The sequence below is a fragment of the Alteromonas sp. ABV4_150 genome, assembly GCF_056311745.1.
In genome coordinates this window covers 4034708-4050393 of the sequence record NZ_CM149971.1, presented here as the reverse complement: position 1 = coordinate 4050393, position 15686 = coordinate 4034708, and the positions used below count along the sequence as shown (strand labels likewise).

Annotated in this window: 12 protein-coding genes and 1 pseudogene; 7 read left to right on the top strand and 6 right to left on the bottom strand. The window is 44.8% G+C overall.

Annotated features, from left to right (window positions below):
* Positions 1 to 94: 94 nt before the first annotated feature.
* The 4 genes from ACYX4M_RS17580 (at position 95) to ACYX4M_RS17565 (ending at position 4140) form a co-directional block, all read left to right on the top strand.
* Positions 95 to 1897 (top strand): acyl-CoA dehydrogenase, encoded by a 1803-nt coding sequence (locus ACYX4M_RS17580; RefSeq protein WP_476081089.1) that lies wholly within the window; start codon positions 95 to 97, stop codon positions 1895 to 1897.
* A 78-nt stretch (positions 1898 to 1975) separates the two neighbouring features.
* On the top strand, positions 1976 to 2743 hold the full coding sequence (locus tag ACYX4M_RS17575) for an SDR family NAD(P)-dependent oxidoreductase (protein ID WP_476081088.1): 768 nt from the start codon (positions 1976 to 1978) through the stop codon (positions 2741 to 2743).
* 151 nt (positions 2744 to 2894) lie between these two features.
* The gene (locus tag ACYX4M_RS17570; RefSeq protein WP_476081087.1) at positions 2895 to 3656 is read left to right on the top strand and encodes an SDR family oxidoreductase; all 762 of its coding nucleotides are present in this window, start codon (positions 2895 to 2897) and stop codon (positions 3654 to 3656) included.
* 25 nt (positions 3657 to 3681) lie between these two features.
* Positions 3682 to 4140, top strand: a complete 459-nt coding sequence (locus ACYX4M_RS17565; RefSeq protein WP_476081086.1) for a YaiI/YqxD family protein — start codon at positions 3682 to 3684, stop codon at positions 4138 to 4140.
* 99 nt (positions 4141 to 4239) lie between these two features.
* Here ACYX4M_RS17565 and ACYX4M_RS17560 read toward each other — a convergent pair whose 3' ends face one another.
* The 4 genes from ACYX4M_RS17560 to ACYX4M_RS17545 form a co-directional block, all read right to left on the bottom strand.
* The gene (locus ACYX4M_RS17560) at positions 4240 to 4491 is read right to left on the bottom strand and encodes a hypothetical protein (protein ID WP_476081085.1); all 252 of its coding nucleotides are present in this window, start codon (positions 4489 to 4491) and stop codon (positions 4240 to 4242) included.
* A 108-nt stretch (positions 4492 to 4599) separates the two neighbouring features.
* On the bottom strand, positions 4600 to 6765 hold the full coding sequence (locus tag ACYX4M_RS17555) for a S46 family peptidase (RefSeq protein ID WP_476081084.1): 2166 nt from the start codon (positions 6763 to 6765) through the stop codon (positions 4600 to 4602).
* Positions 6766 to 7054: 289 nt separating this feature from the next.
* Positions 7055 to 8245, bottom strand: a complete 1191-nt coding sequence (locus ACYX4M_RS17550; protein WP_476081083.1) for an amino acid aminotransferase — start codon at positions 8243 to 8245, stop codon at positions 7055 to 7057.
* A 147-nt stretch (positions 8246 to 8392) separates the two neighbouring features.
* The gene (locus ACYX4M_RS17545) at positions 8393 to 9175 is read right to left on the bottom strand and encodes an NRDE family protein (protein WP_476081082.1); all 783 of its coding nucleotides are present in this window, start codon (positions 9173 to 9175) and stop codon (positions 8393 to 8395) included.
* Positions 9176 to 9470: 295 nt separating this feature from the next.
* Here ACYX4M_RS17545 and ACYX4M_RS17540 point away from each other — a divergent pair, with 295 nt between their 5' ends.
* Together ACYX4M_RS17540 and ACYX4M_RS17535 are read left to right on the top strand one after the other, a co-directional pair.
* Positions 9471 to 10106, top strand: a complete 636-nt coding sequence (locus ACYX4M_RS17540) for a 1-acyl-sn-glycerol-3-phosphate acyltransferase (protein WP_476081081.1) — start codon at positions 9471 to 9473, stop codon at positions 10104 to 10106.
* Between the two features lie 141 nt (positions 10107 to 10247).
* Positions 10248 to 11443 (top strand): annotated as a pseudogene (locus ACYX4M_RS17535) (cystathionine gamma-synthase family protein).
* Positions 11444 to 11540: 97 nt separating this feature from the next.
* Here ACYX4M_RS17535 and ACYX4M_RS17530 read toward each other — a convergent pair.
* Positions 11541 to 14009 (bottom strand): CHRD domain-containing protein, encoded by a 2469-nt coding sequence (locus ACYX4M_RS17530; protein ID WP_476081080.1) that lies wholly within the window; start codon positions 14007 to 14009, stop codon positions 11541 to 11543.
* A 241-nt stretch (positions 14010 to 14250) separates the two neighbouring features.
* Here ACYX4M_RS17530 and ACYX4M_RS17525 point away from each other — a divergent pair, with 241 nt between their 5' ends.
* The gene (locus ACYX4M_RS17525; protein WP_474873270.1) at positions 14251 to 14853 is read left to right on the top strand and encodes an FMN-dependent NADH-azoreductase; all 603 of its coding nucleotides are present in this window, start codon (positions 14251 to 14253) and stop codon (positions 14851 to 14853) included.
* A gap of 170 nt (positions 14854 to 15023) precedes the next feature.
* Here the strand turns inward: ACYX4M_RS17525 and ACYX4M_RS17520 are convergent, their stop codons facing one another.
* Positions 15024 to 15578 (bottom strand): glutathione peroxidase, encoded by a 555-nt coding sequence (locus ACYX4M_RS17520; protein WP_014949715.1) that lies wholly within the window; start codon positions 15576 to 15578, stop codon positions 15024 to 15026.
* Positions 15579 to 15686 lie beyond the last annotated feature (108 nt).

The window sequence follows — 15686 nt, the reverse complement described above, 5'->3', positions numbered from 1 at the left end:
GGTATTAGCCATTATTGTGTCATAAATGACAATAATGGCATAGTAACGAATATGACACAATGTATTAACAAATATTCGTAGAGGACAGGACACTATGGCCGACCAACTCATTCCACGTCGCGAAATGCAGTTTCAGCTGTACGAGGTATTGAATACAGAAGCACTGTGCGAAAAGACACGCTTTGAAGAACACAATGTCGAAACTTTTAACGCCGTCATAGATATGGCAGAAAAAATGGCGGAAGAGTTGTTTCTTCCTCACAACGATGTGGCCGATAAAAATGAGCCTACCTTTGATGGTACAAAAGTCTCAATGATTGACGATGTTAAAGTCGCCTTTGATACTTACAGAGAATCAGGATTTATTGCGGGTCACTTCGATTTTGAAGATGGCGGTATGCAGCTTCCAGTAACCGTGATGAATGCCTGTGCTGGGTATTTTTTAGCTGCAAACCCGTCGTCTACTGCTTATCCATTTTTAACAGCGGCTGCCGCCAACGTAATTAAACACTTTGCCTCAGACGATATCAAAAGCGCATTCCTTCCAAAAATGCTGGCGGGTGATTTTACCGGAACGATGGCGCTTACTGAGCCTCATGCGGGTTCGTCCCTTGCCGATATCCGCACCTCTGCGAAGCCACAGGATGATGGCACATATCGCATTAAAGGTAGCAAAATTTATATCTCAGGCGGTGAACATGAGCTTTCCGATAACATTGTTCATTTGGTATTAGCAAAAATTCCTGGCGGTCCTGCAGGTGTTAAAGGCATTTCACTATTTGCCGTACCTAAATATCGCCTGGACGCAGACGGCAACCCAGATGTACGTAATGATGTCACTCTTGCAGGCCTTATTCATAAAATGGGTTATCGAGGCACCACTTCAACGGCGCTAACGTTTGGTGAGAATGGCGATTGTCATGGCTACCTTATTGGTGAACCCCATCAAGGTTTGCGCTATATGTTCATGATGATGAACGAAGCACGTATTGGTGTGGGCTACGGTGCGGCAATGATAGGGTATCGCGGCTATCGATATTCATTGGAGTACGCAAAAGACCGTACACAAGGGCGCGCCGCACCGAATTTAGCACCCGAAGACAACCCAACGCCTATTATTAATCACGGTGATGTTCGCCGGATGCTGCTAGCGCAGAAAGCGTATTGTGAAGGCGGTATGTCGCTTTGCTTATACGGCAGCATGCTTATCGATGAGGTGGAAACCGAGGCAGACAGTGAAAAGCGTACCGAGCTTTCCCAACTTCTAGACTTATTAACGCCTGTATTCAAAGCGTGGCCGTCAGAGTTCGGCCCTAAAGCTAACGACTTAGCTATTCAAATTTTAGGCGGCGCGGGTTACACCCGAGAATACCCGGTTGAGCAGTGCTGGCGCGATAATCGCCTAAACCCAATTCACGAGGGTACTAACGGCATTCAGGCGTTAGACCTATTAGGAAGAAAGTTGTGGCAGCACGACGGTAAAGGTTTGCAAGTGCTACTTTCTCGTGTCACGCGAGATATGAAGCGCGCAGAAACGCCGAGAGCACAGGCGCTGGCAGCAAAATTAAAACCTTATTTGGACCAGCTTGGCGCACTTATACAACAAGCTGCAGCAGACCTGCGCTCTGATAAGCAGTCTGTGTTGCTAACCAATGCAAGTTGTTTCTTAAACATATTTTCAAGCTGTGTAGTGAGCTGGATTTGGCTGCGCCAAGCTAACGTTGCCGAACAAGCATTAAGTAATGGTGCTGGCGAACAGGATATTGACTTCTACGAAGGAAAACTTGCCGCAGCAGAGTATTTCTTAAATTGGGAATTACCGCTAGTAAGCCGCGATATAGAAGTACTGACGTCACGAGAAGCATCTTGCAACAACGTTAAGGCAAGCTATTTCTAAATTTATATCATTACTATGTGCGCTTAAGACATTGCAGAAGAAGATGCAGCGCACGTAAATTAAACTGGAGTACAGCTAATGAATGTAGCTGCAAATGTTGAAGGTAAACATATTCTTATTACTGGTGGTGGCTCGGGGATCGGTGCCGCGTCAGCTCGCGTTTTAAGTGCACGTGGTGCAATAGTAGGTATTGCCGATCTCAATGAAGAGAACGCCAAAACACTGGCTGAAGAAATTATTGCATCAGGTGGTAAAGCGTATGCAGTGACGGTTGATGTTACCGAACCTGCTCAGGTTAAGGCGATGTTCGAAACGGCCCTTTCTCATCTTGAAAAGATAGATGTGATCATAAACAACGCGGGCATCGATCATTTTCCTGCGCCACTTACCGAAGTCGACGACGCGATGTTTATGAAAAACATTCAGGTCAACTTAGCAGGCGTGTGGTACTGCATGAAAAACGCACTGAAGCACATGACAGCAACAGGTGGCGGTCACATTATTAATATCGCCTCCGTAGCGGGTTTACGTTCAGCGCCCATGATAAGTGCTTATAGTGCGTCAAAACACGGGGTAGTAGGGCTGACTAAATCGGCGGCGGTGGAATACGCGCGAGCGAACATTCGTATCAATGCCGTATGTCCGAGTTTTGTCGATACGCCTATGGTTCAAGGCGTCTTATCTAAACTTGATGAACGCGGTCAGAAAGGATTAATTGCAGCCAACCCAATGAAACGCTTGGGTAAGCCTGAAGAAATTGCAAATGCTATTGCATGGCTTTGTAGTGATGAATCGTCATTTATGACGGGGCAGTCTGTAGTGCTAGACGGAGGCATGTTGGCATAAACAACAAGAGTGTTGATGTTAAAACGATGAGCTTTTAAGGGATCGCATTTTTATACCCTTGAAAAGACGTAGTATAAGACAAATGCAGCTATCGTAGATAGGACACTGAGATACGTAGCTTGCGTATAAACAGCAAGAGAAGGAATGTTTAATGAACAACCTATTTGATTTAACAGGAAAAGTAGCATTGGTTACAGGTGCTAGCCGCGGTATCGGCGAATCTATTGCCCGTCTGCTTGCCCAGTACGGCGCCCACGTTATTGTATCGAGCCGCAAAATTGACGGCTGTGAAGCGGTTGCCTCTTCAATTCGCGACGCGGGCGGTAAAGCAACGGCGTTGGCCTGTCACGTAGGCGAAATGGAGCAAATTACAGAAGCCTTCAATGTCATCAAACGTGATTTCGGTAAGCTGGATATTCTTGTAAACAACGCGGCAGCGAACCCTTATTTTGGTCATGTTTTGGATACTGACTTAGGCGCTTATAACAAAACTGTAGACGTGAACATTCGTGGTTACTTCTTCATGTCAATCGAAGCAGGCAAAATGATGAAAGAGCAGGGCGGTGGTGTCATACTCAACACCGCTTCCGTTAACGGGGTAACACCGGGCGACATGCAGGGTATCTACTCTATTACTAAAGCGGCAGTTATTAGCATGACTAAGTCGTTCGCAAAAGAGTGCGGTAGCTTGAACATTCGCGTAAACGCATTGTTGCCAGGTTTGACTGACACTAAATTTGCCTCTGCGTTAACGACTAACGAGCAAATTTTGAAACACGCACTGAAAGTGATTCCGCTGGGCCGCGTAGCAGATCCAGATGAAATGGCAGGGACAGTATTGTATTTAGTGTCAGATGCCTCAAGCTACACCACAGGCACGACAGTAGTGGTAGATGGTGGTATGCTAGCGTAATTAGTTTCAATTACGAGATACGACCATGCATATATGGGTTGACGCCGATGCGTGCCCTGCAGTGATCAAAGACATTCTTTTTAAGGCAGCCAGACGTACTAAGCTGCCTTTGTCTTTGGTGGCTAACCATTTTATGTCTGTTCCACCAGACAAACACATCACCTTAACGCAAGTGCCCTCAGGCTTTGATGCTGCTGACGACTATATAGTAGAGAAGTGTGAAGCTGGTGACTTGGTGATTACCAATGACATTCCATTGGCCGCTGATATATTGGCAAAAAATGCACTAGCATTAAATAACCGTGGTGAAGAATACGATAAGTCGTCTATCAAGCAGATTTTAGGCATGCGGGACTTCATGGACACCATGCGCTCAAGCGGTGAACACACTGGCGGTCCAAAGGCGTTCTCCCAGCGTGACAAACAAAACTTTGCCAACGCACTAGACCGCCTATTGACCCAAGGCCTCCGCGCCCTCAAATAAAATAGAGGGGGTCAGAGTACTTTTCTACGGCGTTTAGCACCCAAAGTATGAGGTCAGAGTAATTTATATACTGAAAAAAGTACTCTGACCCCATTAGCTTTAGCAGTCGCCGCCGCCGGCATCACTGCCACAAGACGAGCTTGAGCTGCTGGTTGGCGTGTAAATGGCTGCGCTACTGTCTCCGTGGGAACCAGACTTACTGCTGCCAGTCTTTGTGGCAAACGATACTAAAAATACCAATGTACACAGAGCAATAATAGCGATAGATGCTTTCCAGTCACCTGTTGTAGTGCCCGCGTAGCATGCGTACGCAGCCACGGCTAAACTCACAAGCCTTACTAGTAACCTCATAACGTCCTCCTTGTCACTGAAACGTATCAGGGTCAAAGTAAAGACTTTGACCCCATTTTGCCACTTTAAGATGGGGGCAGAAATGTACTCTGACCCCATTATTTGGGACTATTTAACGATGGTCATCTCTTCGATAAGGTTTGTTGCACCGTCAACGTATTGCATTACCCATAGCATGTAGCGCGTGTCTACGTGTATAGTGCGGGTTGTTTTCGGATCAAAGTCCCAATCTGAATTAACACTTTCAAATGTACCGTCAAATAACAAACCGATTAGTTCTGCTTTTGCGTTAAGTGTTGCTGAGCCTGAGTTACCACCTGTTGAGTCTAAGTCCGTAAGGAAGTTAACCGGTACGCTATTGATGTCTTCAAGCTTGTACGGACCGTACTGTTTGTCTTCAATAAGCTCAAGCTGCTTTTTCGGTGAATCGAATGGTGTTTCGCCGGTATCCTTTTCAGTAATGCCTTCAAGACGGGTAAAGGGTTCGTAGATAAGGCCGTCTTTTGGAGAGCCACCCATCACGTTTCCGTAAGTCACGCGAAGCGTGCTGTTCGCATCTGGGTAAGCAAGGCTACCCAAAGACTTCTGCCAATCGATTATCGCACTCATATATTTAGGGCGAAGCGCAGCAGCTTTACCGCTAAGTGTTTTGCTCTTATCTTCAATGGCCATTTCAGTATCAAAAAGCGCAACGGCGAGTTTGATGAACGGGTCGTTACTGCTTTCAAAGTCAGCGCGGCTTGCGGTTAACCATTTCAAACGCTCTTCAGTGTTGTTCAGTGACGTGTTGTCATAAAACGCTTTTAACTTTTTATGAAGTGTTTCGCTGTCTGTACTACCATCAATGCCTACTGCTTTATCGAAAGCAGCAACGCGGTTTTCTTCAGGCTGCTCTAGGTACATGCTGATCATTTTTTGCCACACAGCTTGATCAACAACCGCATCAAAACGGCGTTCTATACGCTCTGCGTTTTCTTTAAGGCGAATTTGGTCGCGCTCTTGATACCCACGTTCGCGCTCTGTATCTGGCTTCTCTCTTTCAATTGCATTGCGATAAAGGGTCTGAGCAGAAGATAAAAGCTGTGCGCGACTTAGGTTGTTATACCAGAAGTTTTGCTTGTTCATCTGCATTTGTTCAGCGCTAACCGCATCAAGTTCGGCCAATGCTTGCTTCATTTCACCCTTACCGTTTTCATCGAGCCATGCTGCCAGCTGCTCTTCACGCTCGGCGCGGCGAGGAACAAGCCCAACACGCTTAGCACCAGAAAGCTGTCCTAAGGTATTTTTGTGAAAGTTATTCAGGCCAGCAAGTGTTGCTTCATATTTAATGCGCGCATCGCTACCTTCTTCAGACGAGCTTTCAATGGTTTTAATCCATTCGTCTACCAGTTCAAGGTAAGTAGGGTATAGCCAGTCAAACATGTACGAAACTTGCGACAAACGGGCATAGCGATTGGTAGAACCAGGGTAACCCGCCGCCATTACAAAGTCGCCGTCTTCAAGGCCAGCAGCTGAAACTTTCAAGAAGTGGTCAGGTTTAAACGGTACGTTGTCTTCACTGAAATCAGCTGGTTTCCCATCTTTACCAACGTAAGCGCGATAGAAAGAGAAGTCACCGGTGTGACGAGGCCACATCCAGTTATCTACGTCGCCGCCGTATTTCCCGATAGAGTCAGCAGGGGCATAGGCTATGCGCACGTCACGGATTTCCATTTGCTTTATCAGTTTGTATTCAAGACCTTGGAAAAATGAAGGTACAGAGCAGCGGAAGCCTGCTTCAGATTCACATTCTGCAATGAGTGCTTTGCGATTGGCCTCGATAAGGTCATAGCGCTCACGCCCTTGAACATCGTCACCTATACCGCCAATAACTTTATCGGTTACGTCAGAAAAATCTACGGTAACAAACATGCGAGTACCCGGTGCCGCGGGTAGTTCATCACCAATTTCTTTTGCAAGAAAACCGTCTTTTAAGTAGTTGTTTTCTGGTGTGCTGTTATATTGTACTGAACCGCGTGCGCAGTGGTGATTGGTTACCGCTAAGCCTTTGTCAGATACAAAAGATGCTGAACACCCACCAAGAGAAACAATAGCGCCCATAGGGAACGCGGTTAAATCATTAATGCTACTTGCAGGAATTGCCAAACCGGTTTCTTTTAAATCGCCAGCAATTGAAGGGAGCTGTTCAGGCGTGAACATGCCTTCCTTAGCATCTACCTGCATAGCACTGCCAAGCAACGCAGCAGAAATACAAAATACACTTACTTTAGACATTGGTGATCCTTGTTCTTGTCGTTAATCTAATTGTTATACGTCAGTACTAATAAATACGAAGTTAACGTCTACGTCAACATTGTTACAGTGTAACGACAATATGCCGTGTGCCCTACGAGAAAACACATAAAGCGCGGCGTAAATTTGTTAAGAAGTGTGACAAACTGCCACTGACAGCAGAGAAGGGCGCATTTATCGCACAAATAGAGAAGGCAAATAATTCGAACGAAAACAAAAAAGGCAGAGTATCAAACTCTGCCTTTAGAATTAGAAGATCGGTAGTTAGCGATTAAAGCACTGATACCAATGCTTTCGCTAGTGTTTCAACGTTTTCTTGGTTGATGCCTGCAATGTTTACACGGCTAGAATCTACAAAGTAAACGCTATGCTTTTCACGTACTTCGCGCACTTGCTCTGGAGTGATACACAAGAATGAGAACATACCTTTCTGGTCGTTCACGAAGCTAAAGTCTTTTGGTGAACCATTATCGTGCAGGTTTTGTACAAGCATTGAGCGTAGTGATTTCATGCGATCGCGCATCTCGTTCACTTCAGATACCCATTCGTTGTTCAGTGCTTCGTCAGCAAGAATAATGTCTACCAATGCCCCACCGTAGCTTGGCGGCATTGAATAGATGCCACGAGCAATAGACTGAATTTGACCCTGCGCAATTTTACGCGTTGCTGAATCTTCAGTGATAATAGCTGCTAAACCAACACGTTCGCGGTAAAGACCGAAGTTTTTAGAGCAAGAAGCCGCAACAATTACCTCTGGAAGATTTTCAACCAACAAACGCATGCCGTACGCGTCTTCATCTAAACCTTCGCCGAAGCCAAGGTAAGCTACGTCGATGAAAGGCAAGAATTCACGCTCTTTAGCTACTTCTAGTACTTCATCCCATTGTGTATTAGTAAGGTCTGCACCTGTAGGGTTATGACAGCACCCGTGAAGAAGAACGATATCGCCTTTTTCAGTTTTGCGAAGGGTTTCCATCATAGCGTCGAAACGAATGCTCGCTGACGCTTTATCGAAATACGGGTAGGTTTCAATTTTAAGGCCCGCAGAGCCGATAAGTGGAATGTGGTTAGCCCAAGTTGGGTCGCTTACCCATACTTTCGCGTTGTCGTTACAACGGGCAAGTAGTTCTGATAAAATACGCAGCGCGCCACAACCACCTGGTGCTTGAACAGCAGCAACACGGTCAGCAAGAAGAACAGGGCTATTCTTACCTAGAAGCAAAGACAACATACCATCGATAAAACCTTGGTTACCCTGAGGCGTAATGTAGGTTTTGCTGGTTTCTTTGTCTAAAAGCACTTTTTGCGCTTTTGCGACACTTGAAAGAATAGGGGTATTACCTTGCTCATCTTTATATACGCCAACACCTAAATCGATTTTATTGGGGTTGGTGTCTTCACGAAAAGCAGCTGACAGACCAAGAATTGGATCAGGGGCGAGATGGGGTAATACTTCAAACACGATATGTCCTCACGTTACGTTGGTGTGCAATAATTAGCAGGCAGGCATTATGCCATCGATGGTAGAAAAAACGACCCCTAAAGGTTGAAAATATTTCAATTAATCTGCTTTATAGAGCGTAAATGAAAGTTTCATTTCAAAAATACACTAAATGGAAAAAGAAAAAGCACGGGTTTCAATTGCTTTTCCTTTGTCCGAAAAGCAGCGTTCTTTCCAAGTGAGCGTATTGTTTTTATCAACCAATAGCAAAGTAGACGTACGCGTTCCGTATTTATCAGTTTGAATGAAAATAGAAGATAATGCCTTTTCCCACTCATAACCAATGCCCGTGTCGGGTAGCAGGGCGTCATCTGCTTTATTTTCATGGCGCAAAATATCAAATAAATCGTCATCATTGATTGTACTTCGTTGCTGCACATAATCATTGAGCGCGGTAACCCCTTGGGTGACTTTTGGCCACGGAGAAATGATGTCAGCGTTAGACAACCCATACACACCTGTATCAATTGAGTGGGTCGAATTGTTTACGTTGTTGTAAACGTGAAGCGCATTCACATCGCCAAATAGTAAGTTATACCCGTTATACTGGTGTCGCGTTTTTTCAAGCGTAGCTAAATATGCTGACTGCTCGGCATAATCTTTTTGGGCCGGGTCTTGTTTAAGCCAATTAGCAACTAATTCCCCGCGGGATACCGCATTGTTACTGATGCTGTGTGGGTCTCTCACATTGGTAAGCGCTGCAATTGTTCCGTTACGCGTAACACCCATCCAGGTTCCATTAGCTTCTAAATCCTGCCCAGCAAGCAAGTGCGGGTGGCTTTCCCAAAATTTTGAGGGTGCGGTTGGTCTTGCGTAGAACTCGTCTCGATTCGCTGCAATTATTAGGGGGTAGTCATCTCGCATCTTGTTTGCGATAAATAAAATACACATAGCTTACCTAGTGTCCTTGTCTTAACTTGTTCACCACACATCGTTTAATTGCTGAAGTTAACAATTGTGTTACATTTTTATTTTGATTACTCTTAGTCAATGTAAACGTAGTCTAATGTTTTACTTCATAAGACAATATTGGGGGAGAAAACAGAAAAAGAAAGTATGAAGGTCGATGAAGTATTGAAAGCAACCTATTGATAAATTCCTGCCGATGCAGCTAACCAGTATATAAAGTCCTAAATCAAACCATAAATAAAACCCAATATAGAACAAAAAGCAGAGCATAATAATAATGACAAAACCCTCGCGCCCGCATAACCATTCTATACTAGCCAATAAAGTCATTGTAGGGAGCAGTATCCCTCGAAAATGGCCAAATTGGCTGTCGTCGTTTGCCGCATGGCTGCTTACAAAAAGAGGCTGGCAAGTAGAAGGCGAACTCATCAATCAGAAAAAAGCCATATTAGCGGTAGCACCGCATACATCAAACTGGGACTTTTTCATTGGCTTATTCGTGGTTTTTTCATTCAAGCTAAACATTAATTTTTTTGGCAAGCACACCATCTTTAAGCCACCACTAGGTGCCATTGTAAGGAGGCTGGGAGGCATTCCCATTGAAAGAAGTAAAGCCCACGGCGTGGTCACCTCTATTGCAAATAAAATTCAAGAGGCTGATCAGCTTATTCTTGCTTTAGCGCCAGAAGGTACTCGTAGCCCCATTTACCCATGGAAAATGGGGTTTATGCATATTGCAAAACAAGCTGAAATTCCTATCCAAGTCATAGGATTGGACTACGCTAGAAAAAGAATTGTATTGGGGCCAATTATTCATAAAGTGACTAATATAGATGAACAAATGCAAACTATTTATACGTTTTATGATAATGTTTGCGCAAAATATCCTAAAAACTGCATTATAAAGCCATAACCATTTGTTTAAGTGGTATGTACGCATCGGTCTTAAATAGACTAATACAGTGCGTATTTGGTTAGGTCGCAAACATCTATTTTCGGAGCTTCACCCGTGACAAAATTGGGATTCACAACCCGTCAGGTACATTCTGATCGCATGCTAAACACCCCGGAACATGGTGGTGTACACAGCAGCACATCTAATTCGGTTCTTTTTGAGTTTAAAGATGCGCAAGGCATTATAGATGCGTTTCAAGGCAAGCGCGCAGCTCACGTCTATTCTCGTTCATCGTCACCTTCTGTGGCTGCATTGCAAAATATGCTCAACGAATTAGAAGGCGGAGTAGGTACGCTGTGCTACTCAACGGGTATGGCGGCCATAAGCAGTTCTTTATTTTCTTTGTTAAAGTCGGGCGATCATTTAATCGTAAGCCAATACCTTTTCGGCAACACAAGAAGCTTTTCGAAACGATAAAAGATTTCGGTGTGCAGGTTACGTACACTGATGTGACCGACATTCAGCAAGTTCAAGAAGCGTATCAGCCGAACACAAAAGGTGTTTACACGGAAACCGTGGCAAACCCTGTAACACAGGTTGCTGATCTTCACGCCATTGGTCAATTCTGTGAAGAAAAGAACATGCTGTTTATGGTTGACAACACCATGACACCGCCGCCAGTTTTCTATGCAAAAGACGTTAAGGCATCACTGGTGTTTTGCTCATTAACCAAATACATCGCAGGTCACGGCAATGTATTAGGCGGCGCAGTAGTCGACACTGGCAACTTTGACTGGACAAAGTTTGACAACCTCAAGCCTGCCTATCAGGTTACAGATACAGCACAATGGGGCATTACTCAAATCAAAAAGAAAGGCCTTCGTGATTTAGGTGCTACATTGGCACCTCAATCAGCCACGGCTATTGCATTGGGCATGGAAACCCTTGATTTGCGTTTAACACGAAGCCAGCACAACGCGATGCAGCTAGCAACCTTTCTAGATAATCACCCTAAAGTCTCCAAAGTGTTTTATCCAGGTCTTGCTGACCATCCACAGCATTTTATGGCACGGGAATACCTAAACGGCGGATATGGTGCAATTTTGAGTTTTGACCTTATTGATGGTGCTGATCCGGTTGCGTTTTTAAACGAGATGGAGCTGGTAATCTGTGCCACACACTTAGGCGATAATCGCACTCTTGCGCTTCCTGTTGCCCCTACTATTTATTTCGAGAACACGGCAGAAGAACGTGAACTTATGGGGATTTCCGAAACCATGCTACGTATTTCGGTAGGTATTGAAGACACTCAGGATTTGATTGCAGATTTCGAAGCAGCGCTAAACACGATTTAGACAATGTTTTGCTACGTTAAACTACAGAAAAAGGGGCTTTCGCCCCTTTTTTATATGGTATTAATTGCCTTCAATATATATGTTTGACTAGCACCTGTTAGTCAAAACCTAGCGTGATTTGACCGCGAATTTCACCACTTGGAAATGCGTCTGAGTGGAAGTTTGTGTAAAGACCTCCGTCAGCCATCACACCCATTTGCTCAGCGGTTAACGTAGTATTAGCTGGTACAGACCACATTCCATCGGTACCATCAGTGAGCCCAAGTAATACACTACCATTTACACCCGCTTCACCTTCGTGAATGTGCGCCATGTTGGCAGTCATACCAGTTATAGTTACGCTACCAGATAATGCGCCTGTGGATGTGTTAAGCGTAAATGCTCCCGCACCGCTTGCCGTTGTTGTTACTGCAGGCACTTCCTGTAAACCATCAGCAACAATGCCGTACACTTCAATGTTATCAGGCGTGATTTGGCCGCGAATTTCACCGCCAGTGAATGCCGCTGTATGCACATTCACATAGTGACCACCTGAAAGTAATTGCGTAGCAGTGGCTTCATCTAGCATTACGCTACCGTCTGTCATCCACACACCCGCCGTTTCTTCGCTCTCGACCAACGCTTCTAGCACAGGCCCATTTACACCAGCAAATCCAGTGTGAATGTGCGCCATAGTCGCGTTATCGATTGTGGTTACCGCCACAAGAGAAACATTGTTGTTTGTGGTATCGAAAAGAGCATAGCCAGAGCCCATTGCCATAGTATCTACTGCTGGTACTTCTTGACTGCCACTTAGCGAGAATGTCACTACCGCTGTTGTATCAGGAACAATTTGACCACGCACTTCGCCACTTGGGTTGGCGGTAGTGTGCACGTTCAGATACCATTCACCACTAGTAAGCGCACCTAAGTTACTCGGCGAAATGCTAGTCTCAGCTAAAACATACGTGCCATTACCTGCATCAGTGAGTGGGAAAGCAACCGGGCCGTTCATACCGATTCCGCCATCGTGCACATGCACACCAGTTACGTCGGTTAGGCCTGAAACATCAACGCTTACACTAAATGCAGGTAAGTCTTCGTCAATTTCAACCACTGCTGTTGCAGTAGACATAGTATCAACAGCGGGTACCTCTTGTGAGCCACTTAAACTTACGTTGTAAGTCATATCAGCATTAAAAGCAGGTGGTGGTGGCGCAAGCCCATCAAGCAATGCTAATTGAGGTAAATCACCTTCCATGGCGCCATCGAGGGCAATTGCTGTGTATATCTCACCGTTTTCTAGTGAAAGTACGCCCGTTTCAATTGCCGCTGTTTTGGTGCCTGTTGGTGTAACCGTTACCACATAGTCACCTCCCGCTAAACTGACATAACCTGTTTCAACAAGCTCACCGGTCTCATAGGCAATATCAGCAAATGCCGGGTCAACCGCATCAATTTCGCCGTCTCCGGTAACGTAAATGTCTACATTACCTGCTGACGGTGAAGCATGTACAATACGTACTTTTGCTTCTGTCGCAATTGAGCGAGGCATATCAACTAATACGTCTAACTCGGGTGCAGAAAGTACGTTATTCGCTATGGCGGTATAAGACATGCCTACCTCTAGCGTCAACTCTGCATCGTCAATTGCCACAACACTGTTGTCGCTATCGGCTACAACATCAATTAAGTAATCACCTGCAGCAACAGGCAAATAGTCCGTGGTGCGAGGGAACTGTATTCCGTCTACAAGGACAATGTCATTATTTGCTATAACATCTACTGCTGGTGCATCGCTGATGCCATGTACTACGCGAATTTCGGCACCTGCTTCTGTATCCCATATCTTGAAACTGCCGTCACCGTCTGCAGCTAGTAGTGTTACAGGCGAATCACCCGTACCCACATTATTAGTGGCAGCAATGAGTAAATCCGCGCCGTCAGCCAAGTTAACCGTGCCTGAGTCGTACACTACAGTGGTTTCGCCCGCTGGCGTGATTCGAATTTGATAGTCGCCTGCCGGCACTTGAATTAAATCGGTAAAATCTGTGAATTCAGCGGTAACGAGCGGTTGTTCTGCGCTAATATCCGCTTCTGGGGCGGTAACGTAGATGTCAACCGTTGGGGCCATAGACGCTGCATGTACAATCTGTACTTGCGCGTTACCCGCATCGACAGCGGTTTCCGTGCTGGTTACCGTTAAAAGCGCAAGCGTTTCATCGCTTACATTCCCTACGGCAAAAACGTCATAGTTCATGTCAGCTTCTAGCGTAACATCTGCTTGGAGTACTTCAGCATTTTCACCAGGCAGAATGCCGGTAACGCCAATGTCGTAGGTACCTGTTTCTACTTCGAAGCGAGATGAAGCGACTTGGTAATCAACATTCTCTAGTCCGTTAAGGATAGCATCGTTGGCGGTAACATTTACCATAGGAGCATCTGATGCTGCGTGAACAACGCGAACGTTAGAATACTCAATAACGGGGGCGGGGACTTCAACGACTTCATCATCGTCATCATCAGAGCAGCCGATTAAAAATAGTGGTAAGATTGAACATGCAAGGAGCGCTTTGGTCCTTCTCATTTTTTGTATCCTCTTAATTGTGTTGTGGCAAACCCGATTACGTGAAGCGGATAAGAGAAGATCAACCTCCTTGCAACATTAATTCAATGTAATGTTTTCAATTAATTTACAAGGTTGTCTAATTTTTCAGATTATCGTTCGATAAACTAGAACAGTTACCTCATTTTTTTGAGATTTTCATCCAAACTTATTCCGCTAATATCATTGTGTATTAACGAAACAACGAACATTGGAGTGCAGCATGAAAACAGTTTTAGCTATATTTTCCAGCCTTAGTGGCGAACAAGGTAATTCTTCAAAAATTGCAAACGAATACCTTTCAAAAATTGAAAGTGATGACTCAGTAAGTATTAATCGTGTGGATGTAGCCTCGCTGGCCCTTCCTCACCTAACAGGTGAAGAGATGCAGGCGTGGATGACTGAGGCGTCTGAGCGAAATGAATCACAACAGGCATTGGCAAAAATCTCTGATGACATTGTTGAAGCAGTAAAAGAGGCAGATGAAATTGTACTGGCAGTGCCAATGTACAATTTTGGTATTCCATCGAGCTTGAAAGCTTATTTCGATCGTATTGCAAGAGCAGGTGTCACGTTCAAGTACACCGAGACAGGCCCTGTTGGTTTATTAGAAAATAAATCAGCTACTGTTTTTGCCGCGCGTGGTGGTGTATATGCAGGTTCAGACTTTGATACGCAAACACCATATTTAAAACACTTTTTAAATTTTATTGGTATTAGCGATGTAAAATTCGTTTATGCTGAAGGACTTAACATGGGTGAAGAGCAGGCAAATAAGGCTTTTGCTGAAGCAAGCGAAAAAATTATTGAACTAACCAACAACTAAACACACTAAATTAATGCAGTTAGCTAAAACGTAGGAAGTATGTTTTCAGCTAAAAGTGTGTTCCAAGTTGAGTGTGCTTGATTGCCCCGCGTCTTACGCGGGGCTTTTTTATGCGCGGCTTTTAGATTCTCGTTTGGTGTGACCTGTAGGCAGCGTTGATATTCACGGTTTTATTCGCTTTTGAGGAGTGCCTCTATGTCAGCGATAAAAGCCGGATCAGTGGGCTTTGTTGAACTAGGGTAGTGGGTTATTTGCTTACCGGAACTGTCAATAAGGTACTTATTAAAGTTCCATGATGGCGCTTTGCCGGTGGCGGTTTTTAGCATTCTATACATAGGATCGGCGTCTTCACCTTTTACCGATATTGGTTCAAACATCGGGAACTTTACGCCATAAGTCAATTCACACAGTTCTGCCGTTTTGCCTTCATCATTATCTTCTTGGTTAAAATCGTGCGACGGGAAGCCAAGTACTACAAAATCTTTGTCTTTATAATCACTATAAAGGGCTTCTAAACCTTCAAATTGTGGCGTGTAGCCGCAATAGCTGGCTGTGTTAACCACTAAAAGGGTCTTTCCGGCATATTCGTTACACAAATTCACCGTTTCTTGTGAGTTGAGCTTACGTTTCATGAACTTTAGTACGCTGGGGCACTCGCTCGCAAAGCTAGGAGTCGTGAAAAAGCTGAGCGCAAGCAACGCGGGTACAAAACCTTTCGCTTTCATAGTGTTTTACCTCATCAGTGAATTTTTGTTATTTTGTTCAGGCCGACAGACCAGTTTCACAACCATAAACGCAGATGGTTTACGTTTGGTTCACTATCTCAATCGATG

Bases quoted from the DNA above. Each gene is read 5' to 3' on its own strand.
- ACYX4M_RS17545 (WP_476081082.1), bottom strand. From the start codon at position 9,175: ATGTGTATTTTATTTATCGCAAACAAGATGCGAGATGACTACCCCCTA.
- ACYX4M_RS17555 (WP_476081084.1), bottom strand. From the start codon at position 6,765: ATGTCTAAAGTAAGTGTATTTTGTATTTCTGCTGCGTTGCTTGGCAGT.
- ACYX4M_RS17565 (WP_476081086.1), top strand. From the start codon at position 3,682: ATGCATATATGGGTTGACGCCGATGCGTGCCCTGCAGTGATCAAAGAC.
- ACYX4M_RS17580 (WP_476081089.1), top strand. From the start codon at position 95: ATGGCCGACCAACTCATTCCACGTCGCGAAATGCAGTTTCAGCTGTAC.
- ACYX4M_RS17530 (WP_476081080.1), bottom strand. From the start codon at position 14,009: ATGAGAAGGACCAAAGCGCTCCTTGCATGTTCAATCTTACCACTATTT.
- ACYX4M_RS17570 (WP_476081087.1), top strand. From the start codon at position 2,895: ATGAACAACCTATTTGATTTAACAGGAAAAGTAGCATTGGTTACAGGT.
- ACYX4M_RS17575 (WP_476081088.1), top strand. From the start codon at position 1,976: ATGAATGTAGCTGCAAATGTTGAAGGTAAACATATTCTTATTACTGGT.
- ACYX4M_RS17525 (WP_474873270.1), top strand. From the start codon at position 14,251: ATGAAAACAGTTTTAGCTATATTTTCCAGCCTTAGTGGCGAACAAGGT.
- ACYX4M_RS17540 (WP_476081081.1), top strand. From the start codon at position 9,471: ATGACAAAACCCTCGCGCCCGCATAACCATTCTATACTAGCCAATAAA.
- ACYX4M_RS17520 (WP_014949715.1), bottom strand. From the start codon at position 15,578: ATGAAAGCGAAAGGTTTTGTACCCGCGTTGCTTGCGCTCAGCTTTTTC.
- ACYX4M_RS17560 (WP_476081085.1), bottom strand. From the start codon at position 4,491: ATGAGGTTACTAGTAAGGCTTGTGAGTTTAGCCGTGGCTGCGTACGCA.